Here is an 18,899-nt window from a genome sequence, read left to right on the forward strand (position 1 = left end):
ATGTCATTAAAGTCATTTGCAGCAAAACTATTTGCAAAATACATCTCACATCAAATTCAAAGCTGGTCTTCTAGTCCCGAGGAAACGCAGTTAAAAGTTTTTCAAAAGCTTATTGATGAAGGAAAAAAAACCAAGTTTGGTCAAGATCATCAATTCGATACGATTAAAAGTTTTAAAGACTTTTTTGAGAAAGTTCCCCTTCGAGATTATGAAAGTTTAAAACCTTATGTGGATAGAGTGGTTGATGGTGAGGAAGATGTTCTGTGGCCAGGGAAACCTTTATATTTTGCTAAAACCTCTGGAACAACGAGCGGGTCAAAATATATTCCATTGACCAAAGCGTCTTTACCCAACCATACCAATGCCGCGAGAAATGCTATTCTTAGTTATATTGCAGAAACGGGTCATTCTAGTTTCGTGGATGGTAAAATGATTTTCCTGCAAGGCAGTCCAGAATTAAAAGAGAAACATGGAATTTATTTTGGCAGACTTTCTGGAATCGTGGCGCACTTTGTTCCTAATTATCTTCAGAAAAACAGGTTGCCAAGTTGGGAAACCAATGCTTTAGAGGATTGGGATAAAAAAATTAAAAATATAGTAGAAGAGACTTATAATCAGGATATGACAATCATAAGTGGAATTCCTTCCTGGGTTCAGACTTATTTTGAAAAACTTCATCAGAAAACAGGTAAAAGCATTTCAGAAATGTTCCCTAATTTACAACTTTTCATTTACGGCGGGGTCAACTACGAGCCTTACCGCTCAAAATTTGAAAATTTAATTGGTGGTTCTGTAGATAGTATTGAACTTTACCCCGCTTCAGAAGGGTTTTTTGCTTTTCAGGATTCTCAAAAGGAAGAAGGAATGCTTTTACAATTAAACTCTGGAATGTTTTACGAGTTCATCAAAACCGATGAATTTTTTGATGAAGATCCAAAAATTCATACCATTGGAGAGGTAGAGTTAGGCGTCAATTATGTCATGGTGGTATCTACAAATGCAGGTTTATGGCGGTACAATGTTGGAGACACGGTTATGTTTACCAGCACAAAACCCTACCGCCTTAAAGTTTCAGGAAGAATTAAGCACTTTACTTCAGCTTTTGGGGAACACGTGATTGCGCAGGAAGTAGAGCAGTCTATTATAAAGGCTTCAGAAGAGTTTGACGTTCAAATCAATGAATTTACTGTAGCTCCCCAAATCAATCCGACAAAAGGATTACCCTATCACGAGTGGTTTGTTGAATTTGAAAAACACCCCGAAGACCTAAAGGCTTTTGCTCAAAGAATTGATGATTTGCTTCAAGAACAGAATTCATATTACAAAGACCTGAAAAAAGGGAACATGCTTAAATCGCTCGTCATCACTGAAGTTCCCAAAAATGGATTTCAAAATTATATGAAATCTGTTGGAAAACTCGGAGGACAAAACAAAGTTCCAAGATTATCCAATGACAGGAAAATTGCAGACGAGCTGGAAAAACAAATTTAGATTAACGATTAACAAAATAGATATGACAGAACCTTTAAATATTGGCAGAAATAGAGCACAGGAAAGTACAAATGCCATAGAGCGCATGTACATTACCATGAGACATCTTTTCATAAGAGGCTTTTATAAACCCATGGGGGTTTCTGGGGATACCTTGCGTGAAGCTCTGTTGACGCTAAGACCAGAAATTTATGGTACGATTGCGGAATCTAAAGTCGAACTCAGCGGACTTCAGTACATCATTGAAAGGCTTCCGGAAGGCATTGAGGAATGCAGTTTTATCAACCTGACCAGCGATGAAGGGTATTCCAACTCTCATTTTAAACCCATCATTCCTCCAAAACGGAGAAGAAATTGTTACCGGATTGATGAGGAACAAATGAATATTGAAATTACACGAGGCCGATCTGAGATTTATGACATCCTGACTCACCTTACGTTTATGTTTATTGAATCTCATAAAATCATGCAGAATGTAGTGATCAATGAAGGTGGGCAAACGTCGAGAGATTGGGAAAAATTGAAAGCGGCAGTTTTGAAAGAAGGGGAATTAAATCAAAAAGAAAAGGAAATTGCGATCACGCATACCGCGAATATACTTGGAAGAACTTTTGCTGAAATCAATCAGGTTTATGACAGGTTTGCAACGCCAAGCAATCCGCACAAATTTCTTTACCTTATTTATAGTTTAGGGAAACTAGCTATTCGTGAAGCTATTCATGGTGAAAAACGCGCCATTACCTTTAGTCCAATTGTTCGTGAACGACTCGGGCATCATATTCACGGAGAAGTCTGGGCCACAAACATCAAAAAAACCTTACACGAGCATGGGTTATTAAACAGAAAACTACATATCATCAGTGCCAATATGCATTCTGTGATGAATACGCTTTTCTCACCGATAGCTCTTAAAGATTTACTCAAAGAAAAATCCAATTTTCAAGTTTATGAACAACTGAGTAGTGCCAAAAATGAAGAACTGAGGCAGACGGTTATCAAAAAAGCCAAAGAAGAGGGAATGATTGTTCTTGATGATACAAGCGGCACTAACATAGACGTTCAAATTTTTGATCTTGCTAAATTGAGTCATTATAAAGGCGATAGTAATCTTTATGGAAAAGAAGATGCACCAGTCATCATTGTGATGGACTATGCTTTTGGAGAACAAGCTTATGAAACCATGGATGAGCTGCTTAAGCCTTTCAGGGAAGGAGAGGATAAAGTGTATACCAATGTAGGCTCGATTTCAATTATGGGGAAAGCGGGTATTTTAGAAGGGGGAAAAGGAGACTTGATGATTCCTAACGCTCATTTGTTTGAAGGAACAGCAGATAATTACCCATTTCATAATGAATTAAAAAAATCTGATTTTGAAAATCAAGGTTTACGCGTTTATGATGGATCTATGGTTACCGTTTTGGGAACATCACTACAGAACAGAGATTTGCTGAAGTTTTTCCACGACTCTACATGGAATGTTATCGGTCTGGAAATGGAAGGAGCTCACTACCAAAAAGCCATACAGGCTGCAGCCAAATTGAGGGGAAATATTTCTCCAGAAGTTAAATTAAGATATGCGTATTACGCCAGCGATAATCCCCTAGAAACAGGAAGTACCCTGGCTTCGGGCGGATTAGGAACTGCCGGAGTGAAACCGACCTATTTAATCACCGAAAAAATATTAGAACAAATCTTCAACGATGTTGTTCAAAATTTAAAGGCCTAAATCATGAAAAACATTCTTGTTACAGGAGGAGCCGGATTTATTGGATCCAATTTTTTAAACCTGTATGTACCTGAAAACAAATATCATTTTGTTAATCTAGATAAATTGACCTATGCTGGAAATTTGGACAACCTTCGGATTTCAGCGCATGAGAATTACACCTTTGTTGAAGGGGATATTTGTGATATTGAGCTTTTAAAAGCCTTATTTTCAAAATATAAATTTGAAAAAGTGATCCATTTTGCTGCAGAATCGCATGTGGATAATTCAATTACCAACCCCGATGCCTTTATAAAAACAAATATCACCGGAACTTTCAACTTGTTGCATCAGGCATATTTACTTTGGATGGGATCGCCTTTTAAATTCAGAACCGGATTTGAAAACTCGAGATTTCTCCATGTGTCCACCGATGAGGTTTATGGTACTTTAGAAGATGATAAAAGCTTATTTACGGAGGAAACTCCTTATGCCCCAAACAGTCCATATAGCGCTTCAAAAGCTTCATCAGATATGATTGCCAGGAGTTATTTTCACACCTATGGTTTTCCAGTGATTACAACCAACTGTTCCAATAATTATGGCCCTCATCAGCATGATGAGAAACTGATTCCTACCATCATTCGAAAAGCTATCCAAAAGCAGCCAATACCTATTTATGGTGATGGTAAAAATGTGAGAGACTGGTTGTATGTAGAGGATCATTGCAAAGGAATAGACATCGCTATACATTCTGGAAAGCTTGGGGGAACTTATAATATTGGAGGTAAAAACGAGCGGCAAAATATTTATATCGCTACCAGAATTTGTGAACTTTTAGATGAGTTGAAACCAGATCAAGCGCCTCATAAAGAGTTGATAGAATACGTCACCGACAGACCTGGCCATGATTTCCGTTATGCGATAGATGCTTCCAAAATAGAAAACCAACTGGGGTGGAAAGCTGATGAAACTTTTGAAACAGGCATTAAAAAAACAGTGAAATGGTATCTTGCAAAATATAACCAATATCAGAATTCATACTTATGAAAGGAATTGTTTTAGCAGGAGGATCAGGCACCCGTCTTCATCCCTTAACGCTTGCAGTAAGTAAGCAATTAATGCCTATCTACGATAAGCCGATGATTTATTATCCTTTGTCAACCCTAATGTCAGCCGGAATACGCGAAATTTTGATCATTTCAACCCCTAATGATTTACCGCTTTTTGAAAAGCTTCTTGGAGATGGCTCTGCTTTGGGATGCCGATTTGAATATGCAGTTCAGGCCGAACCCAATGGATTAGCCGAAGCGTTTATCATCGGAGAAGACTTTATAGGAACCGACAAGGTAGCCTTGATACTCGGTGATAATATCTTCTATGGAACGGGTTTAGATCAATTGTTACAAGACAATACCAATCCTGATGGCGGTATTATTTACGCGTATCATGTTCACGATCCGGAACGTTATGGTGTTGTAGATTTTGATAGCAACGGGCAAGTGATTTCTATTGAAGAAAAACCGAAACAGCCTAAGTCGAATTACGCCGTGCCTGGCATTTATTTCTACGATAATGATGTCGTAGGTATGGCCAAATCCATCAAGCCAAGTGAACGCGGAGAACTAGAAATTACCGATGTGAATAATGCCTATCTCGAAAAAGGAAAACTGAGTGTCAGTATTTTAGACAAAGGCACAGCCTGGTTGGATACAGGCACGTTCAATTCACTGATGCAGGCATCTCAATTTGTTGAGGTCATAGAAGAACGCCAGGGCCTTAAGATTGGCTCCATTGAAGAAACAGCTTGTAGAATGGGCTTTATTTCAAAGGAGCAACTTCAAAAAATCACAGCGCCTTTTTTGAAAAGCGGCTATGCTAAAAATATAAATCCAAAGTAAATGACAGTAAAGCAATCGCCACTCAAAGACTGTTTTGTTATTGAACCCAAAGTGTTCAAAGACGAACGTGGAAGTTTCTTTGAGAGTTTTAACCAAAAAACATTTAAAAAAAATACAGGCTTAGATATTGAATTTGTTCAGGACAATCAGTCTATTTCACAATATGGTACTATTCGTGGTCTTCATTTTCAAACGGGAGACTTTGCTCAGGCCAAATTGATACGCGTTGCAAAAGGAGAAGTGCTCGATGTGGTAGTGGATATGAGACCAGATTCCATTACATATCTCAAGCAGTTCAGTTATATATTGACAGGCGAAAACAATCATCAACTCTTTGTGCCAAGAGGATTTGCACACGGTTTTGCTTCCCTTTCAGATGATGTTATTTTTGTTTACAAATGTGATAATTACTACGATAAAGCTTCAGAAAGCGGCATTTTATTCAAGGATGAAACCTTGAATATAGATTGGAAAATTCCGAAGAAAGATCAAATTGTTTCAGAAAAAGATCAAAATTTACCGACACTTGAAACCTTTTTAAGTTTATGAAAGTTTTAGTCACCGGTGCCAATGGTCAACTGGGAAAATGCCTTCAAAAGCATTCCAAACCCCTTACTGAAATCAAGTTTTTGTTCGAAACATCCCAGACTTTGGATATCACTTCAGAAGAAACAGTAAAGGCTTATTTCAAAGAGCACCAGCCGGATTTTTGTATCAACTGTGCTGCTTATACCAATGTAGAAGCAGCTGAAGATGAAGAAAACCTGGCATTTCAGGTGAATTCTGAAGCGGTGAAATCACTGTCCAGACTTTGCGATAGTTACCATACCAAACTCGTTCATATCTCTACGGATTATGTCTTCGACGGCCTAAAACATAGTCCATATCTGGAAAAAGATTCAGTAAAACCCATCAATATTTATGGAGCGTCCAAGCTCCAGGGCGAACAAATGGTTTCAGAACATATGCATGCTTATTTTATCCTTAGAACTAGCTGGCTGTATTCTGAATTTGGTCATAATTTCTTCAATACCATTCTAAAAAAAGCTGATGACCGGGTAGAGCTCCGTATCACTACTGAACAAATTGGGACGCCAACAAATGCGAATGATTTAGCAGAAATGATTCTGAATTTGATAACAGCGGATTCTAATGCGTTTGGGCTTTACCATTTTAGTAACACCGGAGAAGCCACCTGGTATGATTTCGCCAGATTGATTTTGGAAGAAAAACAGCTTGAGAATGAAGTGAGTCTAAAAGCCACCTTTTCTTATCCCACTAAGGCTAAACGTCCAAAATTTAGCGTTTTGGACAAATCGAAAGTTGAAGCTACATTCCAAACTAAAATTCCGCATTGGAGAGAAAGCCTCGTCGGTTTATTGAAGGAAGGGGAGTAGATATTAGAAGTCAGATATTAGAAGTATGAAAGAGAAAAAGAGAATAGAAAAAAGAGAATAGAAAAAAAGCTAGGAGTCAAGAACCTTGGGGCATGACAGATTTGAAATTCAGTAGTTTGTGATTAAGTGAGTTATTGAGGTTTTAGGGTATAGGAGGGATAAATTTTATACTGTCATTCCGACAGAGAAGCCTTTTTGCTTCGACGAGGAATCTTTTGGTTTAAGTAATTAGAGATTCATCAGTCGCTGAAAAAGCTCCTTCCTAACTAAAGCAAGCAGGATGATTGATAGATTCAAAAATCAGTGTTCTGTATTCGATATTCAGTAGTTGGTGAGTCTTTGAGTTACTGAGGATTTAGATGGTAGGGAATAACACAATAACTTTAAAATACGGTGTTTCGTATTCGATATTCAGTATTCACAAGTTTTGAGTTGTGTCCTGTTAGGGACTCTATATCGGTAAAAACTAATGCGTCACTTATCCAGCGTGCCGTTAGGTACGCCCCTCTGATTTTGGGTTTTGCTTCGACAAGCCTGCCTGCGTTTCCTTTAAAAGGCAGGGAATTTTTTGTTAAGTAATGAGAGATTCATCAGTCGCTGAAAAAGCTCCTTCTGAATGACAGATTTGAAATTCAGTAGTTGTGAGTAAGTGATTTATTGAGGTTTTAGGTTACAGGAGTGATAAATTTTTAATTCAACATTCAGTGTTACGTGTTTGGTATTTCCCTTTTGGGGGTGAGTGCATAACTCCCCTCCTTGGGAGGGGCTGGGGGAGGAATTCAGGAGCCTTTAGCTGTTTCCTTATGCTCCAGCGGTTGTAGTAATTCCAAAGCTTTATCCACAGACTTTACATGATCGAAGGTCAGGAGCAGGCGCAACCCATTTCTGGTTTGTTTCTCCTTCATCTGGCACTTTCTGGGATGGGATTGAACGTACTGCAGAATTTCTTTAAATCGGCTTGAATTATAAAATCCAGAGTCCTGGTTGGATAGAAAGTAGCCAATCATTTTATCTTTTTTCAAGACTAATTTTTCCAATCCGGCACTTGCTGCAATCCATTTTAAGCGAACGCTATTGACCAAATCCTGAGCTTCTTTAGGCAAGTCACCAAACCTGTCTTTCAATTCTTTTTCAAAGTTTCGAAGACCCGCTTCGTCTTCAATTGTGTTCAGTTTTGTATATAAACTCAGGCGTTCTTTGATGCTATTGATATAATCATCCGGGAATAGAATTTCAAAATCAGTATCGATTTGAGCATCTTTTACAAAGACTTTATCCTCTTCACTTTCTTGGTCCTGATATACAGATTTGAATTCGTTTTCTTTCAATTCCTGAATGGCTTCGTTCAGAATTTTTTGATAGGTATCAAATCCAATATCGCTGATGAATCCACTTTGTTCACCCCCTAGTAAATCTCCGGCACCGCGAATTTCGAGATCTTTCATAGCGATGTTGATTCCGCTTCCCAAATCGGAAAACTGTTCGAGAGCTGTCAGGCGTTTTCTGGCATCATCGGTCATCATGGTGAGAGGAGGGGTAATCAAATAACAAAAGGCTTTCTTATTGCTTCGTCCCACGCGACCACGCATCTGATGAAGATCGGACATGCCGAAATTATTGGCATCATTGATCAAAATCGTATTGGCATTAGTGACATCAAGACCGCTTTCTATAATGGTGGTAGAGACCAAAACGTCAAACTCATTGTTCATGAATTTCAACATTAACTGCTCCAGTTTTTTCCCTTCCATCTGTCCATGACCAATGCCTATTTTGGCATCGGGAACCAGGCGCTGAATCAAGCCTGCGACTTCCTGAATGTTTTCTATTCTGTTGTTGATAAAGAACACCTGCCCTCCTCTTTGGATTTCGTAAGACACGGCATCTCTGATCTGATCTTCAGAAAACCGGATCACGTGCGTTTCTATAGGGTAACGGTTCGGTGGTGGCGTTTTGATGGTCGATAAGTCTCTTGCCGCCATCAGGCTAAACTGAAGCGTTCTGGGGATAGGGGTGGCCGTGAGCGTAAGCGTATCTACATTGGCTTTGATGGTTTTCAATTTATCTTTTACAGAAACCCCAAATTTCTGTTCCTCATCGATAATCAAAAGCCCGAGGTCCTTAAATTTAACCGCTTTATTGACCAGTTGATGGGTGCCAATCACGATATCTACACTTCCGTTTTCCAGGCCTTCCAAAACCGTGCGACGCTCTTTGGCCGTTCGAAATCTGTTGAGGTAATCCACAGTCACAGGGAATTCGGATAAACGTTCAGAAAAGGTTTTGTGATGCTGAAAGGCGAGAATGGTAGTTGGCACCAGTACAGCAACCTGTTTTCCGTTGTCTACTGCCTTAAAAGCAGCCCGAATGGCAACTTCCGTTTTTCCGAAACCGACATCTCCACACACCAGCCGATCCATGGGTTGTTCTTTTTCCATGTCGCTTTTCACATCCTGTGTGGCTGTGCTCTGGTCCGGGGTATCTTCATAGATAAAAGAAGCCTCCAGCTCATGTTGCAGATAAGAATCGGGGCCGTATTGAAAGCCTTTTTCAAGTCTTCGCTTAGCATAGAGTTTTATCAAGTCAAAGGCGACTTTCTTGACCCTGGCTTTGGTTTTTTTCTTTAGGCTTTTCCAGGCTTTGCTCCCTAATTTATAAACCTGAGGCGGCTTCCCATCTTTACCGTTGAATTTTGAAATCTTATGCAAAGAATGAATGCTGAGGTAAAGAATATCTCTGTCCCCGTAAATCAATTTTACGGCTTCCTGCATTTTCCCTTCCACATCAATTTTTTGGAGTCCGCCGAATTTTCCAATACCGTGGTCGATGTGAGTGACATAATCCCCGATTTCAAGACTGGTTAATTCCTTAAGCGTGATGGCTTGTTTTTTGGCGTAGCCATTTTTCAAATGGAACTTGTGATAACGGTCAAAAATTTGATGATCGGTATAGCAAACCAGCTTATTGACTTCGTCGATAAACCCCTCATGCATGGAAAGGACAAGCGTTTTATAATGCACTTCCTGGTCCTGATCTTCAAAAATATCCTTGAATCGTTTCGCCTGCTGATCGCTTGTGCAAAGAATACAATTTTCGTAGCCTTTTTCGTGCTTAGCATTCAGGTCTTCCATCAGCAAATCGAATTTCTTATTGAAAGAAGGCTGTGGGCTCGTTGGATAACTAATAGTCTGATCGGGCTTCAAAAAAGCCTGAGTTCCAAATTCAACAAGGCTGAAGTTCAGGAGTTGTTTTTTCAAAAGAGAACCATCACAGAAAAGCTCGCTGGGTTTGCTGTGTTTGATTTCGGCAGAAAGTCCAGAAAAGGCTTTTTCAGCTTTACCAAAAAGATCATCTATAGTCTGACAAAGCACATCCATATTTTTCACAAATACGGTAGTGGAGTTGCTGATATAGTCCAAAAAGCTTTCTCTTACCTCATCCAGCTGCTTTTTTTCAACATTGGGCATGATATCGATTCGCTTTTTCTGCTTAGTCGATAATTGCGTTTCCACATCAAATGCCCGAATACTGTCTACTTCATCCCCAAAGAATTCTATGCGGTAAGGCTCGTCATTACTGAAGGAAAAGACATCAATAATTCCACCTCTTACGGAAAATTCGCCGGGTTCGGTTACGAAGTCTACGCGTTTAAACCTATATTCAAAAAGTACTTCGTTGACAAAATCCAGTGAGAGTTCGTCGTTCAATTTTATTTTTAAAATCGTGCGATCCAGCTCCTTTTTGGTCACTACTTTCTCAAAAAGAGCTTCAGGATAAGTAACGATTAGGGATGGTTTTTTCCTGGAGTTGATTCGGTTAAGCACTTCAGATCTCAACAATACATTGGCATTGTCGGTTTCTTCAATCTGGTAAGGTCTTCTGTAACTTCCGGGATAGAACAGCACATTTTTTTCATCTACCAGTTGTTCCAAATCATTGAGATGGTAAGCGGCTTCTTCCTTGTCGTTGAAAATCAAGAGAAAAGGCCTTTCAGAAGAAAGAAAGGCTTCCGCCTGAACAAAAGATACTGCAGAACCTACAAGGCCTTTTAAGAATATCGATGTATTGGCTTGAGAAGCCAAAGCTTCCTTGAGCTCGGCGAGTGCGGGATTTTTCGAGATTTTCTCTGTAATATCAGCTTTTGTCATCGCGCGCAAAGATACTAGAAAAACTCAAATGCGTAAGGAAGACTTTGGGATGTGAATATTTTTTAATCTTCCTTTTTGTTTTGTTTTTTCTCGTAGAAATTCCGTCTGAAATCCCTGTTTTTTCGATCGTAGTGCTTTTGCTTATTGCGCTTATTATTAAAAAACACCAAAAGAAAAAGCAAGGCGATAATGGCTATAACGATGATGAATTGTGTGTCTGGTGAAAATTGCTCGAGCATGACTTAAATTTTTATAAACATAATGAGTTTTGGATTGTTATGAAAATCAAACCCGAATCACAAAGTCCTGTTTGACCTGTTCTTTTCTGAAAAACACCAATCCCCATTGAAAGGTGTCAATCGTCACCCGGACTTCTTCATGAGTTTTTATAGCTTCCCAGGCCATTTCCATGGCTGGGGACCAGTGGATATCATCCAAAATAAACAGGGTATCGTTGTGTTTGTGTTTGAGCAGACTTTCAAAATAGCTGAGAGTAGCCTCCCCATCGTGATGTCCATCTATAAAAATCAGATCGAATTTTTCTTCTGATCCTTCCCGTGCAAGACTCCTAGGCGGGTTTAACTCTGTAAGACCTTCATCAAAAGAGGAATTCATGCCAGTGATTTTAGTAAGTTTCAACTTTTCAAACAGGCTTTGTGCATAGGCTGAAGTGGCCGGACAAGCTTCAATAGTTGTTAAGCGAGCCCGACCGGAACCCGCTATACTGATGCTTCCCAAACCTATGGAAGTTCCAAGTTCGAGTGCGTTTTTTACAGACAGATAATCCACAAGCCGACTCATCAGTCTGGCGCGTTTTCGAGAGATGGAGACGTGTTTAGCGATTTTAGAAACGGGTCTTAAATTGCCTTTGAAAATTTTAGATCCGGCGCCAATATCCTGGACTTCCAGGACTTTATTGGACGTTGAGAGGGTTTTTTTAGCCTTATCCCAAAGTTCATAAGCTTCCAAATGTTCCTTATTGTAAAAACATTTCGTAATCAACTTATACACAAAAGGAGAATGGATTCCATGTTGATTTTTGGAATGCCACAAAAATTTTAGAAATGCTTTAGCCTTAAACCACATTAGTTATATTTAACTGACAAAAATCATTCTTTAAGAAGTATTCAAGCTGTAAAATTGCATAAAATATCTGGATATGTTTCTACAAACACTTTTCGTCAATTGGTCAAATGGGGCTTTTATCATGACCGCTATTTTTGGACTTGTCATCGTAAGTCTGGTGGGTTTTGTGATTTATTATATTTCAAAAGCCAGTAAGAAAGAACGTAAGCAGAGAGAAGAAAACGAGGAAGCTTAAGCCTCCAATTTCATAGACAATTCAAACCACTGTTCTGTTTTATCTTCCAGTTCGGCCTGGATTTTTTGAAGCGCCATGGTCTTTTCTTTGATTTCTTCCGGACTTAAGTCTTTAAGGAATTCGGCCTCCAGTTTTTCCTTTTTCTTTTCGAGGGTATTGATTTCCTTTTCCAGCTTTTTATAGGTCTTTTGCTCGTTGAAGCTGAGTTTGTTTTTGGGCTCTGTGTTTGGTTTGGATTTGGTCGAGGTTTCAGAAGAGGTTTGGCTGCTTTCTTCGTATTTAGCTTCCAGCTCCAAAGCCTTTAAATCTCTGTAATCTGAATAGTTTCCGGGGAAATCTGTGATTTTACCTTCACCAAATACAAACAGGTGATCCACGATTTTATCCATAAAATATCGGTCGTGACTCACTACAATAAGACAGCCGGGGAAGTCTAAAAGGAAATTTTCAAGCACATTGAGGGTTACAATATCGAGATCGTTGGTAGGCTCATCGAGAATTAAAAAGTTAGGATTTTGGATTAAAACGGTACATAAATACAAGCGCTTTTTCTCACCACCACTTAGCTTTTCAACAAAATCATATTGTTTTTTGCGATCGAATAAAAATTTCTCCAGCAACTGGGACGCTGAAATTTGCCGCCCTTTGGTTAAGGGAATGTAGTCTCCATAATCCCGAATCACTTCGATGACTTTCTGGCCTTCTTTGGCTTGAATACCACCCTGCGTATAATAGCCAATCTTAAGCGTTTCACCATGAACCACTTTTCCCTGGTCTGGAATCAAACCGCCGGTCAATACATTCAGGAAGGTAGATTTTCCGGTTCCATTTTTCCCAATGATACCGATGCGTTCGTTTTTCTTAAAGATGTAATCGAAATCCTGGAAAAGGTAATTGTCTTCAAAACCTTTAGAAACATGGTGCATTTCTAGAACTTTGGAGCCCAAACGCTCCATATTGATTTCCAGTTCCACCTGGTGATCATCTCTTCGCTTGCTTGCTCTGTCTTTGATGTCGCCAAAGCTTTCAATTCTGGATTTGGACTTGGTGGTTCTCGCCTTTGGTTGACGCCTCATCCAGTCCAGTTCTTTCTTGTAGAGCTGTTTTGCTTTAGCCGTGGTGGTTTGTTCTACCTCAATGCGTTCAGCTCGCTTTTCAACATAGTAGCTGTAGTTTCCTTTGTAATTGTATAAAGTTTTGTCTTCCAGTTCTATGATATGATTACAGACCCTATCCAAAAAATAGCGGTCGTGAGTAACCATAAACAAGGTAAGGTTTTCACTTTTTAAGAATTCTTCCAGCCATTCAATCATTTCAAGATCCAGGTGGTTGGTAGGTTCATCGAGAATCAATAAATCTGGTTTTCCGAGTAAAAGGTTGGCGAGTGCCAAACGTTTTTTTTGTCCGCCAGACAAGTCACTTACTTTCTTGGATAAGTCGTCCAGTTTCAGTTTGGTAAGAATCTGACGGTAGGTGGTCTCAAAATCCCAGGCTTGTTTGGCTTCCATCTGGTCAAAAGCCTTTTGATAAGCTTCAGCTTCATCGGGATTTTGCAATGCCTTTTCGTAAGCATTGATGATGCCGAGAATTTCATTATCAGAAGAAAGGATAGTTTCTTCAATACTCAAGGTAGGTTCCAAATCGGGTTCCTGAGGTAAAAATCCAACCTTCACGCCTTTTCTGTATACCACCTGTCCGCTGTCCGGAGCTTCTTTCCCGGCTATAATGTCGAGTAAGGTAGTTTTTCCAGTCCCGTTTTTGGCAATAAGCGCTATTTTTTGACCCTGGCTAATGCCAAATGATAAGTTTTCGAAGAGTTCGAGGGTCCCAAATGATTTAGAGACTTCTTCAACCGATAGATAATTCAATGTTATATTTTTTGCAAAAGTACTCAAGTCCATTTGAAATAGCTAATTCAATTCATCATAATGGAACAACTATTTGCTATAAATATTTCAAAATGAGACTATCACTTCATTCAAAAGGCATATTTTTGCCGCCTTGTAAAACGTACTAAAAGCAAATTCAAATGAAAGTAGCTGTTGTCGGCGCTACCGGAATGGTAGGCCAAGTGATGCTCCAGATTCTTGGGGAGCGTAATTTTCCTTTAACCGAGTTAATTCCTGTGGCTTCGGAGAAGTCGGTAGGGAAGTCCATCGTTTATAAGGATAAGTCGTATAAGGTGGTAAGCTTAGCAGACGCAGTGAAACGAAAACCAGAAATCGCTTTGTTTTCTGCCGGGGGGGACACGTCTTTGGAATGGGCACCAAAATTTGCCGAAGCAGGTACAACCGTCATCGACAATTCATCGGCGTGGCGTATGGATTCCACCAAGAAATTGGTAGTTCCTGAAATCAATGCTTCTGAAATTACCGCAGACGATTTGATCATTGCCAACCCCAACTGCTCCACCATCCAACTGGTGATGGCCTTGCAGCCTCTGCACAACGCTTACCAAATTGACAGGGTGGTCATTTCGACTTACCAGTCGATTACAGGAACCGGGGTAAAAGCTGTTCAGCAACTGGAAAATGAATACGCCGGAAAAACTGGCGAAATGGCCTATCCGTATCCGATTCATAAAAATGCAATCCCTCACTGTGATGTGTTCCTGGAAAACGATTACACCAAGGAAGAGATGAAACTAACCAATGAAACCAAAAAGATTTTATCGGATGATAGCGTGAAAGTGGCCGCTACAGCGGTGAGAATACCCGTGGTCGGGGGACATTCTGAATCGGTTAATATCGAATTCAAAAAAGCCTTTGAAGTTTCTGACGTGAAGAAAATCCTAAGTGAAACCGATGGGATAACCCTTCAGGATAACCCCGGAGTCAATACTTACCCGATGCCCATTTATGCTCAGGGTAAAAACGATGTCTTCATAGGCAGAATCCGAAGAGATTTCACCAGAGAAAATGCGCTAAATATGTGGATTGTATCAGATAACCTGAGAAAAGGCGCAGCAACCAATGCGGTACAAATTGCTGAATACCTTTTAAACATGCGCTTTAAAGCCTAAGTTATAAAGTCGATAATTTAAAAACACCTTTTTGGGAATCCAAAAAGGTGTTTTTTTAGTGAGTGGCAAATGGGCTTAAGATTACCTGTCGCTAAGTTTCAAATGTGCAGCATTAAACCTGTTTGCCCTCCCTGGAAGGCAGGTTCAGAATTAAACAAATCTGAATACATTGTAAGGATCTTTCTTTATATTTACGTCTAAAATCTAAACCAATGAAATACATACTCATGCCCGTTGCTGCCGTTTGCCTGCTGGCCTCTTGCAACGAAGGCGAAAAAAACCAAGAAACATTGATATATCCAGAATCCAAAAAAGTTGATAGTGTGGATGCCTATTTCGACACCGAAGTGAGAGACCCTTACCGCTGGCTGGAAGATGACCGCAGTGATGAAACCGAAGAGTGGGTGAAGGCACAAAATGCCCTGACGTTTAGTTACCTCGAAGACATTCCTTACCGGGATTCCTTAAAACAGAGATTAACGAAGGTTTGGAATTATGAAAAAATCAGTGCGCCATTCAAAAGAGGGGATTACACGTATTTTTCCAAAAACGACGGATTGCAAAATCAGTCGGTTTACTACCGTTATAAGAATGATGAAAGTCCTGAAGATGCAGAAGTGTTTTTGAACCCTAATACGTTCAGTGAGGATGGAACCACGTCTATGGCAGGCATGAGTTTTACGGAAGATGGTGAACTGCTGGCCTATTCTATCTCTGAAGGGGGAAGCGACTGGAGAAAGGTTATAATTCTGGATGCAGAAACCAAAGAACAACTAGGAGATACGATTGTGGATGTGAAATTCAGCGGTATTTCCTGGAAGGATAAGGAGGGCTTTTATTACTCGAGTTACGACAAGCCGGAAGGAAGCGAGTTATCTGCAAAAACAGATCAGCATAAACTTTACTATCATAAACTGGGTACATCTCAAAGTGAAGATCAATTGATCTATGGAGGAACTGAGGAAGAAAAGCACAGGTATGTATCCGGAAGTGTTACGGAGGACAATCGTTACCTGATTGTTTCGGCATCCAAATCAACCTCCGGAAATCGATTGATGATCAAGGATCTGACAAAGCCAAATTCTGAATTTGTTGACATCATAGATACGTATGACAGCGACGTCTATGTTATAGAAAATGAGGGCAGCAAGCTTTTTATCGTCACCGATAAAGATGCGCCAAATAAGAAAATTGTAACGGTGAGTGCTGGTGCACCGCAGGCAGAAAACTGGGTAGACTTTATACCGGAGACTGAGCATGTTTTATCTCCGTCTACAGGAGCGGGTTACTTCTTTGCTGAATATATGGTAGATGCCGTTTCACAGGTAAAGCAATTTGACTATAAAGGTGAGCTTGTAAGAGATATCGATCTGCCTGGAGTAGGTTCTGTAGGAGGCTTCGGAGGTAAGGAAGATGCAGAAGTACTGTATTACTCCTTCACCAATTATACAACCCCTGGCACCATTTATAAATTTGAGCCTAATAAAGGAACTTCAGAAGTCTATCAAAAGCCTGATATCGATTTTGATACGGAGGATTACGTAAGCAATCAGGTATTCTACACCTCCAAAGACGGTACGCAAATACCAATGATTATTACGCACAAAAAAGGAATAGAACTGGATGGTACGCATCCGACCATGCTTTATGGTTACGGAGGCTTCAATATTTCCTTAACCCCCTCTTTTAGCACGGCGAATACGGTCTGGCTGGAAAATGGCGGAATTTATGCTGTAGCCAACTTGCGAGGAGGTGGTGAATATGGAAAAGAATGGCATGATGCAGGAATCAAAATGAAAAAGCAAAATGTGTTTGATGACTTTATTGCTGCGGCAGAATACCTCATCGATGAAAAGTATACCTCATCAGACAAGTTAGCCATCCGTGGCGGATCCAACGGTGGTCTTTTGGTAGGCGCTACGATGACCCAAAGACCCGACTTGATGCAGGTGGCTTTACCAGCGGTGGGTGTTTTGGACATGCTGCGTTACCATACCTTCACATCAGGTGCAGGCTGGGCATACGATTATGGAACGTCTGAAGATAACCCTGAAATGTTTGAATACTTAAGAGGCTACTCCCCTTTACATAACATTGAAGAAGGAACAGAATATCCTGCAACTTTAGTCACTACCGGAGACCATGACGACAGGGTTGTTCCTGCGCACAGTTTCAAATTTGCTGCTGAATTACAAAGCAAGCAGTCTGGAGATAACCCAACCTTAATACGTATCGAAACCGATGCAGGACATGGGGCTGGAAAGCCAACGTCTAAAATCATCCAGGAATATGCGGATATATTCGCCTTTACGTTTTACAATATGGGCTACGAGGAGTTATAAAATACAATGCGAAACTAGTCCTAATTAAAAAAGGGGTAAGCAATGAGTTGCTTACCCCTTTTTAATATTTAAAGATTTATTTAATTCTTATATATCGTAGTAATAGTTTTCAAAACTATTCCATTCATATCTGCTTAAGACGCCATTTTCATCGAAATCCCAGTTATTGAATACGTAGTTTGCAAGTTCGTATTCGCTGATATAATTGTCACCGTCTAAATCTATATCTGTAAAGTATTCGGTGTCATAAACGATGTCATAATATTCATCGTAATCTATCATGCCGTCATCGTCCATATCTATATAACCTACTTCTTCATATACAAGATAGTCATCGTAAAAGTAGTTATATCCTACTAGCCATTCTTCGTCGGATAGAAAACCATCATTATCGGTGTCTAAGCCGGCAAAAGATTCTCTAAAAAATCCCTCTTCGACTATTCCTCGTGGATCGGCATCTTCTGACCAGGCAGAATAAAATTCATCGGTAAATTTTTCAGTGAATTCTTCTCTTTCAATAAGATAATCATCGTCTTTATCCCATTCATCGAAACTTTCCTGTGCAAACGTTGCAGTTGTACCTAATATAAGCAAACCGCTTAAAACTATTTTTAATGTGTTCATAATGTGAGTTTAATATGGTTAAACAATACTCAAATTTAATTTAACAGATAGTATATCTTTCCCAGGATTTCGCGTTTAACGGGACCTTAACCTTAGGTGTTAAGAAAGTATAATTCTTAAAATACCTCGAATGGCATAGATGTATGGATTTGATGTTTTGATTTAGGGATAGCGAAAAATACGAATGGCCGTCGAGTATGTGCTTTTAATTCTACTTGGCATTGAAGTGAAAAAAGAACTCTTTTATATTGGTTTTTGGGGTTGTTTTTTATTCTAATTCGTTTATCTATTCACTATATTAAGCCTATCTTAAACAATTCATTAATATTAGAAACTATGAAATTACTTGGAACTATTTTAATGATAGCAGGAATACTGGGAACCATTGTATTTGGCATTCGGGCCTTAGAAAACTCAGAAAGCTTCAATCTTTTGGGCTTAGAGGTCGCTGTAAGTTCTGCCAACTGGACGCCCGTGATCATAAGTGTTATTGTGCTTGTTGTGGGCCTTTTACTAAGGCGTAGATAGGCATGGCAGCTTAGAAAAGGAGATATTTAGAATGTAAAGCTATAAGAAACCTGGTTACAGATCGAGTATTATGCCTGTTCACTTAACTCAGTATCGGAACCCTACACATGTTCTGGTGTCTTTTATTAGAAATTATAATGATGAACTATTGGCAGTAGGGGTTCTACAGTCCCGATCCCGAAGTTTCGAGGCGTGAGAACCAGTGATAGGAATTTTTACGCATAAAAAAACCCAACTACTTAAAGTTGAGGTTTAAAAGGGGGTGCCTCCAGTCCCGAGGCTTCGTTAGAACCAGTGACACAAATTTTTACGCATAAAAAAACCCCAACTACTTAAAGTTGAGGTTTAAAAGGTGGTGCCTCCAGTCCCGATGCTTCGGGAGAACCAGGGTCTATTTTCTGTTGATAATATCTGAAAGAA

General features: G+C 39.7%; 15 protein-coding genes. 10 read left to right on the plus strand and 5 right to left on the minus strand.

What is annotated here, in order from left to right; translation table 11 throughout:
- Genes BLP81_RS11520 through rfbD form a run of 6 tightly spaced genes read left to right on the plus strand, consistent with a single transcriptional unit; the run spans nt 1 to nt 6,494 of the window.
- A complete protein-coding gene (locus BLP81_RS11520) occupies nt 1-1,491 on the plus strand; it encodes a GH3 auxin-responsive promoter family protein (RefSeq protein WP_093368955.1) in 1,491 nt (496 codons plus the stop codon).
- A 22-nt stretch (nt 1,492-1,513) separates the two neighbouring features.
- The gene (locus BLP81_RS11525; protein WP_093368959.1) at nt 1,514-3,217 is read left to right on the plus strand and encodes a DUF6909 family protein; all 1,704 of its coding nucleotides are present in this window, start codon (nt 1,514-1,516) and stop codon (nt 3,215-3,217) included.
- Nucleotides 3,218-3,220: 3 nt separating this feature from the next.
- Complete coding sequence (rfbB, locus tag BLP81_RS11530; protein ID WP_093368965.1) at nt 3,221-4,246, plus strand: dTDP-glucose 4,6-dehydratase; 1,026 nt, start codon at nt 3,221-3,223, stop codon at nt 4,244-4,246.
- Nucleotides 4,243-5,097, plus strand: a complete 855-nt coding sequence (rfbA, locus tag BLP81_RS11535; protein WP_093368968.1) for a glucose-1-phosphate thymidylyltransferase RfbA — start codon at nt 4,243-4,245, stop codon at nt 5,095-5,097. Before rfbB ends, rfbA begins: the two co-directional genes overlap by 4 nt.
- The gene (gene rfbC, locus BLP81_RS11540) at nt 5,098-5,646 is read left to right on the plus strand and encodes a dTDP-4-dehydrorhamnose 3,5-epimerase (protein ID WP_093368972.1); all 549 of its coding nucleotides are present in this window, start codon (nt 5,098-5,100) and stop codon (nt 5,644-5,646) included.
- Nucleotides 5,643-6,494 carry a dTDP-4-dehydrorhamnose reductase gene (rfbD, locus tag BLP81_RS11545; RefSeq protein ID WP_093368976.1) on the plus strand — a complete coding sequence of 284 codons (852 nt, stop codon included), beginning with the start codon at nt 5,643-5,645 and terminating at the stop codon, nt 6,492-6,494. The genes rfbC and rfbD overlap by 4 nt, the downstream gene beginning before the upstream one ends.
- Before the next feature lie 779 nt (nt 6,495-7,273).
- On the opposite strand, the gene mfd is transcribed toward rfbD, so the two are convergent.
- From mfd to BLP81_RS11555, 3 genes are all read right to left on the minus strand, one after another.
- Entirely contained in the window at nt 7,274-10,642 is a 3,369-nt protein-coding gene (mfd, locus tag BLP81_RS11550; RefSeq protein WP_093368980.1) for a transcription-repair coupling factor, read from the minus strand.
- Between the two features lie 62 nt (nt 10,643-10,704).
- Entirely contained in the window at nt 10,705-10,881 is a 177-nt protein-coding gene (locus BLP81_RS13675) for a hypothetical protein (protein ID WP_176752715.1), read from the minus strand.
- 46 nt (nt 10,882-10,927) lie between these two features.
- Nucleotides 10,928-11,728 carry an O-methyltransferase gene (locus BLP81_RS11555; protein ID WP_093368986.1) on the minus strand — a complete coding sequence of 267 codons (801 nt, stop codon included), beginning with the start codon at nt 11,726-11,728 and terminating at the stop codon, nt 10,928-10,930.
- Nucleotides 11,729-11,801: 73 nt separating this feature from the next.
- Here BLP81_RS11555 and BLP81_RS13680 point away from each other — a divergent pair, with 73 nt between their 5' ends.
- A complete protein-coding gene (locus BLP81_RS13680; protein WP_176752716.1) occupies nt 11,802-11,963 on the plus strand; it encodes a FeoB-associated Cys-rich membrane protein in 162 nt (53 codons plus the stop codon).
- Here BLP81_RS13680 and BLP81_RS11560 read toward each other — a convergent pair.
- Entirely contained in the window at nt 11,960-13,831 is a 1,872-nt protein-coding gene (locus tag BLP81_RS11560; protein ID WP_093368991.1) for an ABC-F family ATP-binding cassette domain-containing protein, read from the minus strand. The two genes, BLP81_RS13680 and BLP81_RS11560, sit on opposite strands and share 4 nt — an antisense overlap.
- 161 nt (nt 13,832-13,992) lie before the next feature.
- On the opposite strand from BLP81_RS11560, the gene BLP81_RS11565 reads away from it, so the two are divergent.
- The gene (locus tag BLP81_RS11565; RefSeq protein ID WP_093368996.1) at nt 13,993-14,985 is read left to right on the plus strand and encodes an aspartate-semialdehyde dehydrogenase; all 993 of its coding nucleotides are present in this window, start codon (nt 13,993-13,995) and stop codon (nt 14,983-14,985) included.
- Nucleotides 14,986-15,197: 212 nt separating this feature from the next.
- On the plus strand, nt 15,198-17,327 hold the full coding sequence (locus tag BLP81_RS11570; protein ID WP_093369000.1) for a prolyl oligopeptidase family serine peptidase: 2,130 nt from the start codon (nt 15,198-15,200) through the stop codon (nt 17,325-17,327).
- An 87-nt stretch (nt 17,328-17,414) separates the two neighbouring features.
- On the opposite strand, the gene BLP81_RS11575 is transcribed toward BLP81_RS11570, so the two are convergent.
- Nucleotides 17,415-17,951, minus strand: a complete 537-nt coding sequence (locus BLP81_RS11575) for an EF-hand domain-containing protein (RefSeq protein WP_093369005.1) — start codon at nt 17,949-17,951, stop codon at nt 17,415-17,417.
- A 336-nt stretch (nt 17,952-18,287) separates the two neighbouring features.
- On the opposite strand from BLP81_RS11575, the gene BLP81_RS11580 reads away from it, so the two are divergent.
- Complete coding sequence (locus BLP81_RS11580; protein WP_093369010.1) at nt 18,288-18,479, plus strand: hypothetical protein; 192 nt, start codon at nt 18,288-18,290, stop codon at nt 18,477-18,479.
- Nucleotides 18,480-18,899: the final 420 nt, after the last annotated feature.

This window comes from Psychroflexus sediminis (assembly GCF_900099815.1).
GTDB lineage: Bacteria > Bacteroidota > Bacteroidia > Flavobacteriales > Flavobacteriaceae > Psychroflexus > Psychroflexus sediminis.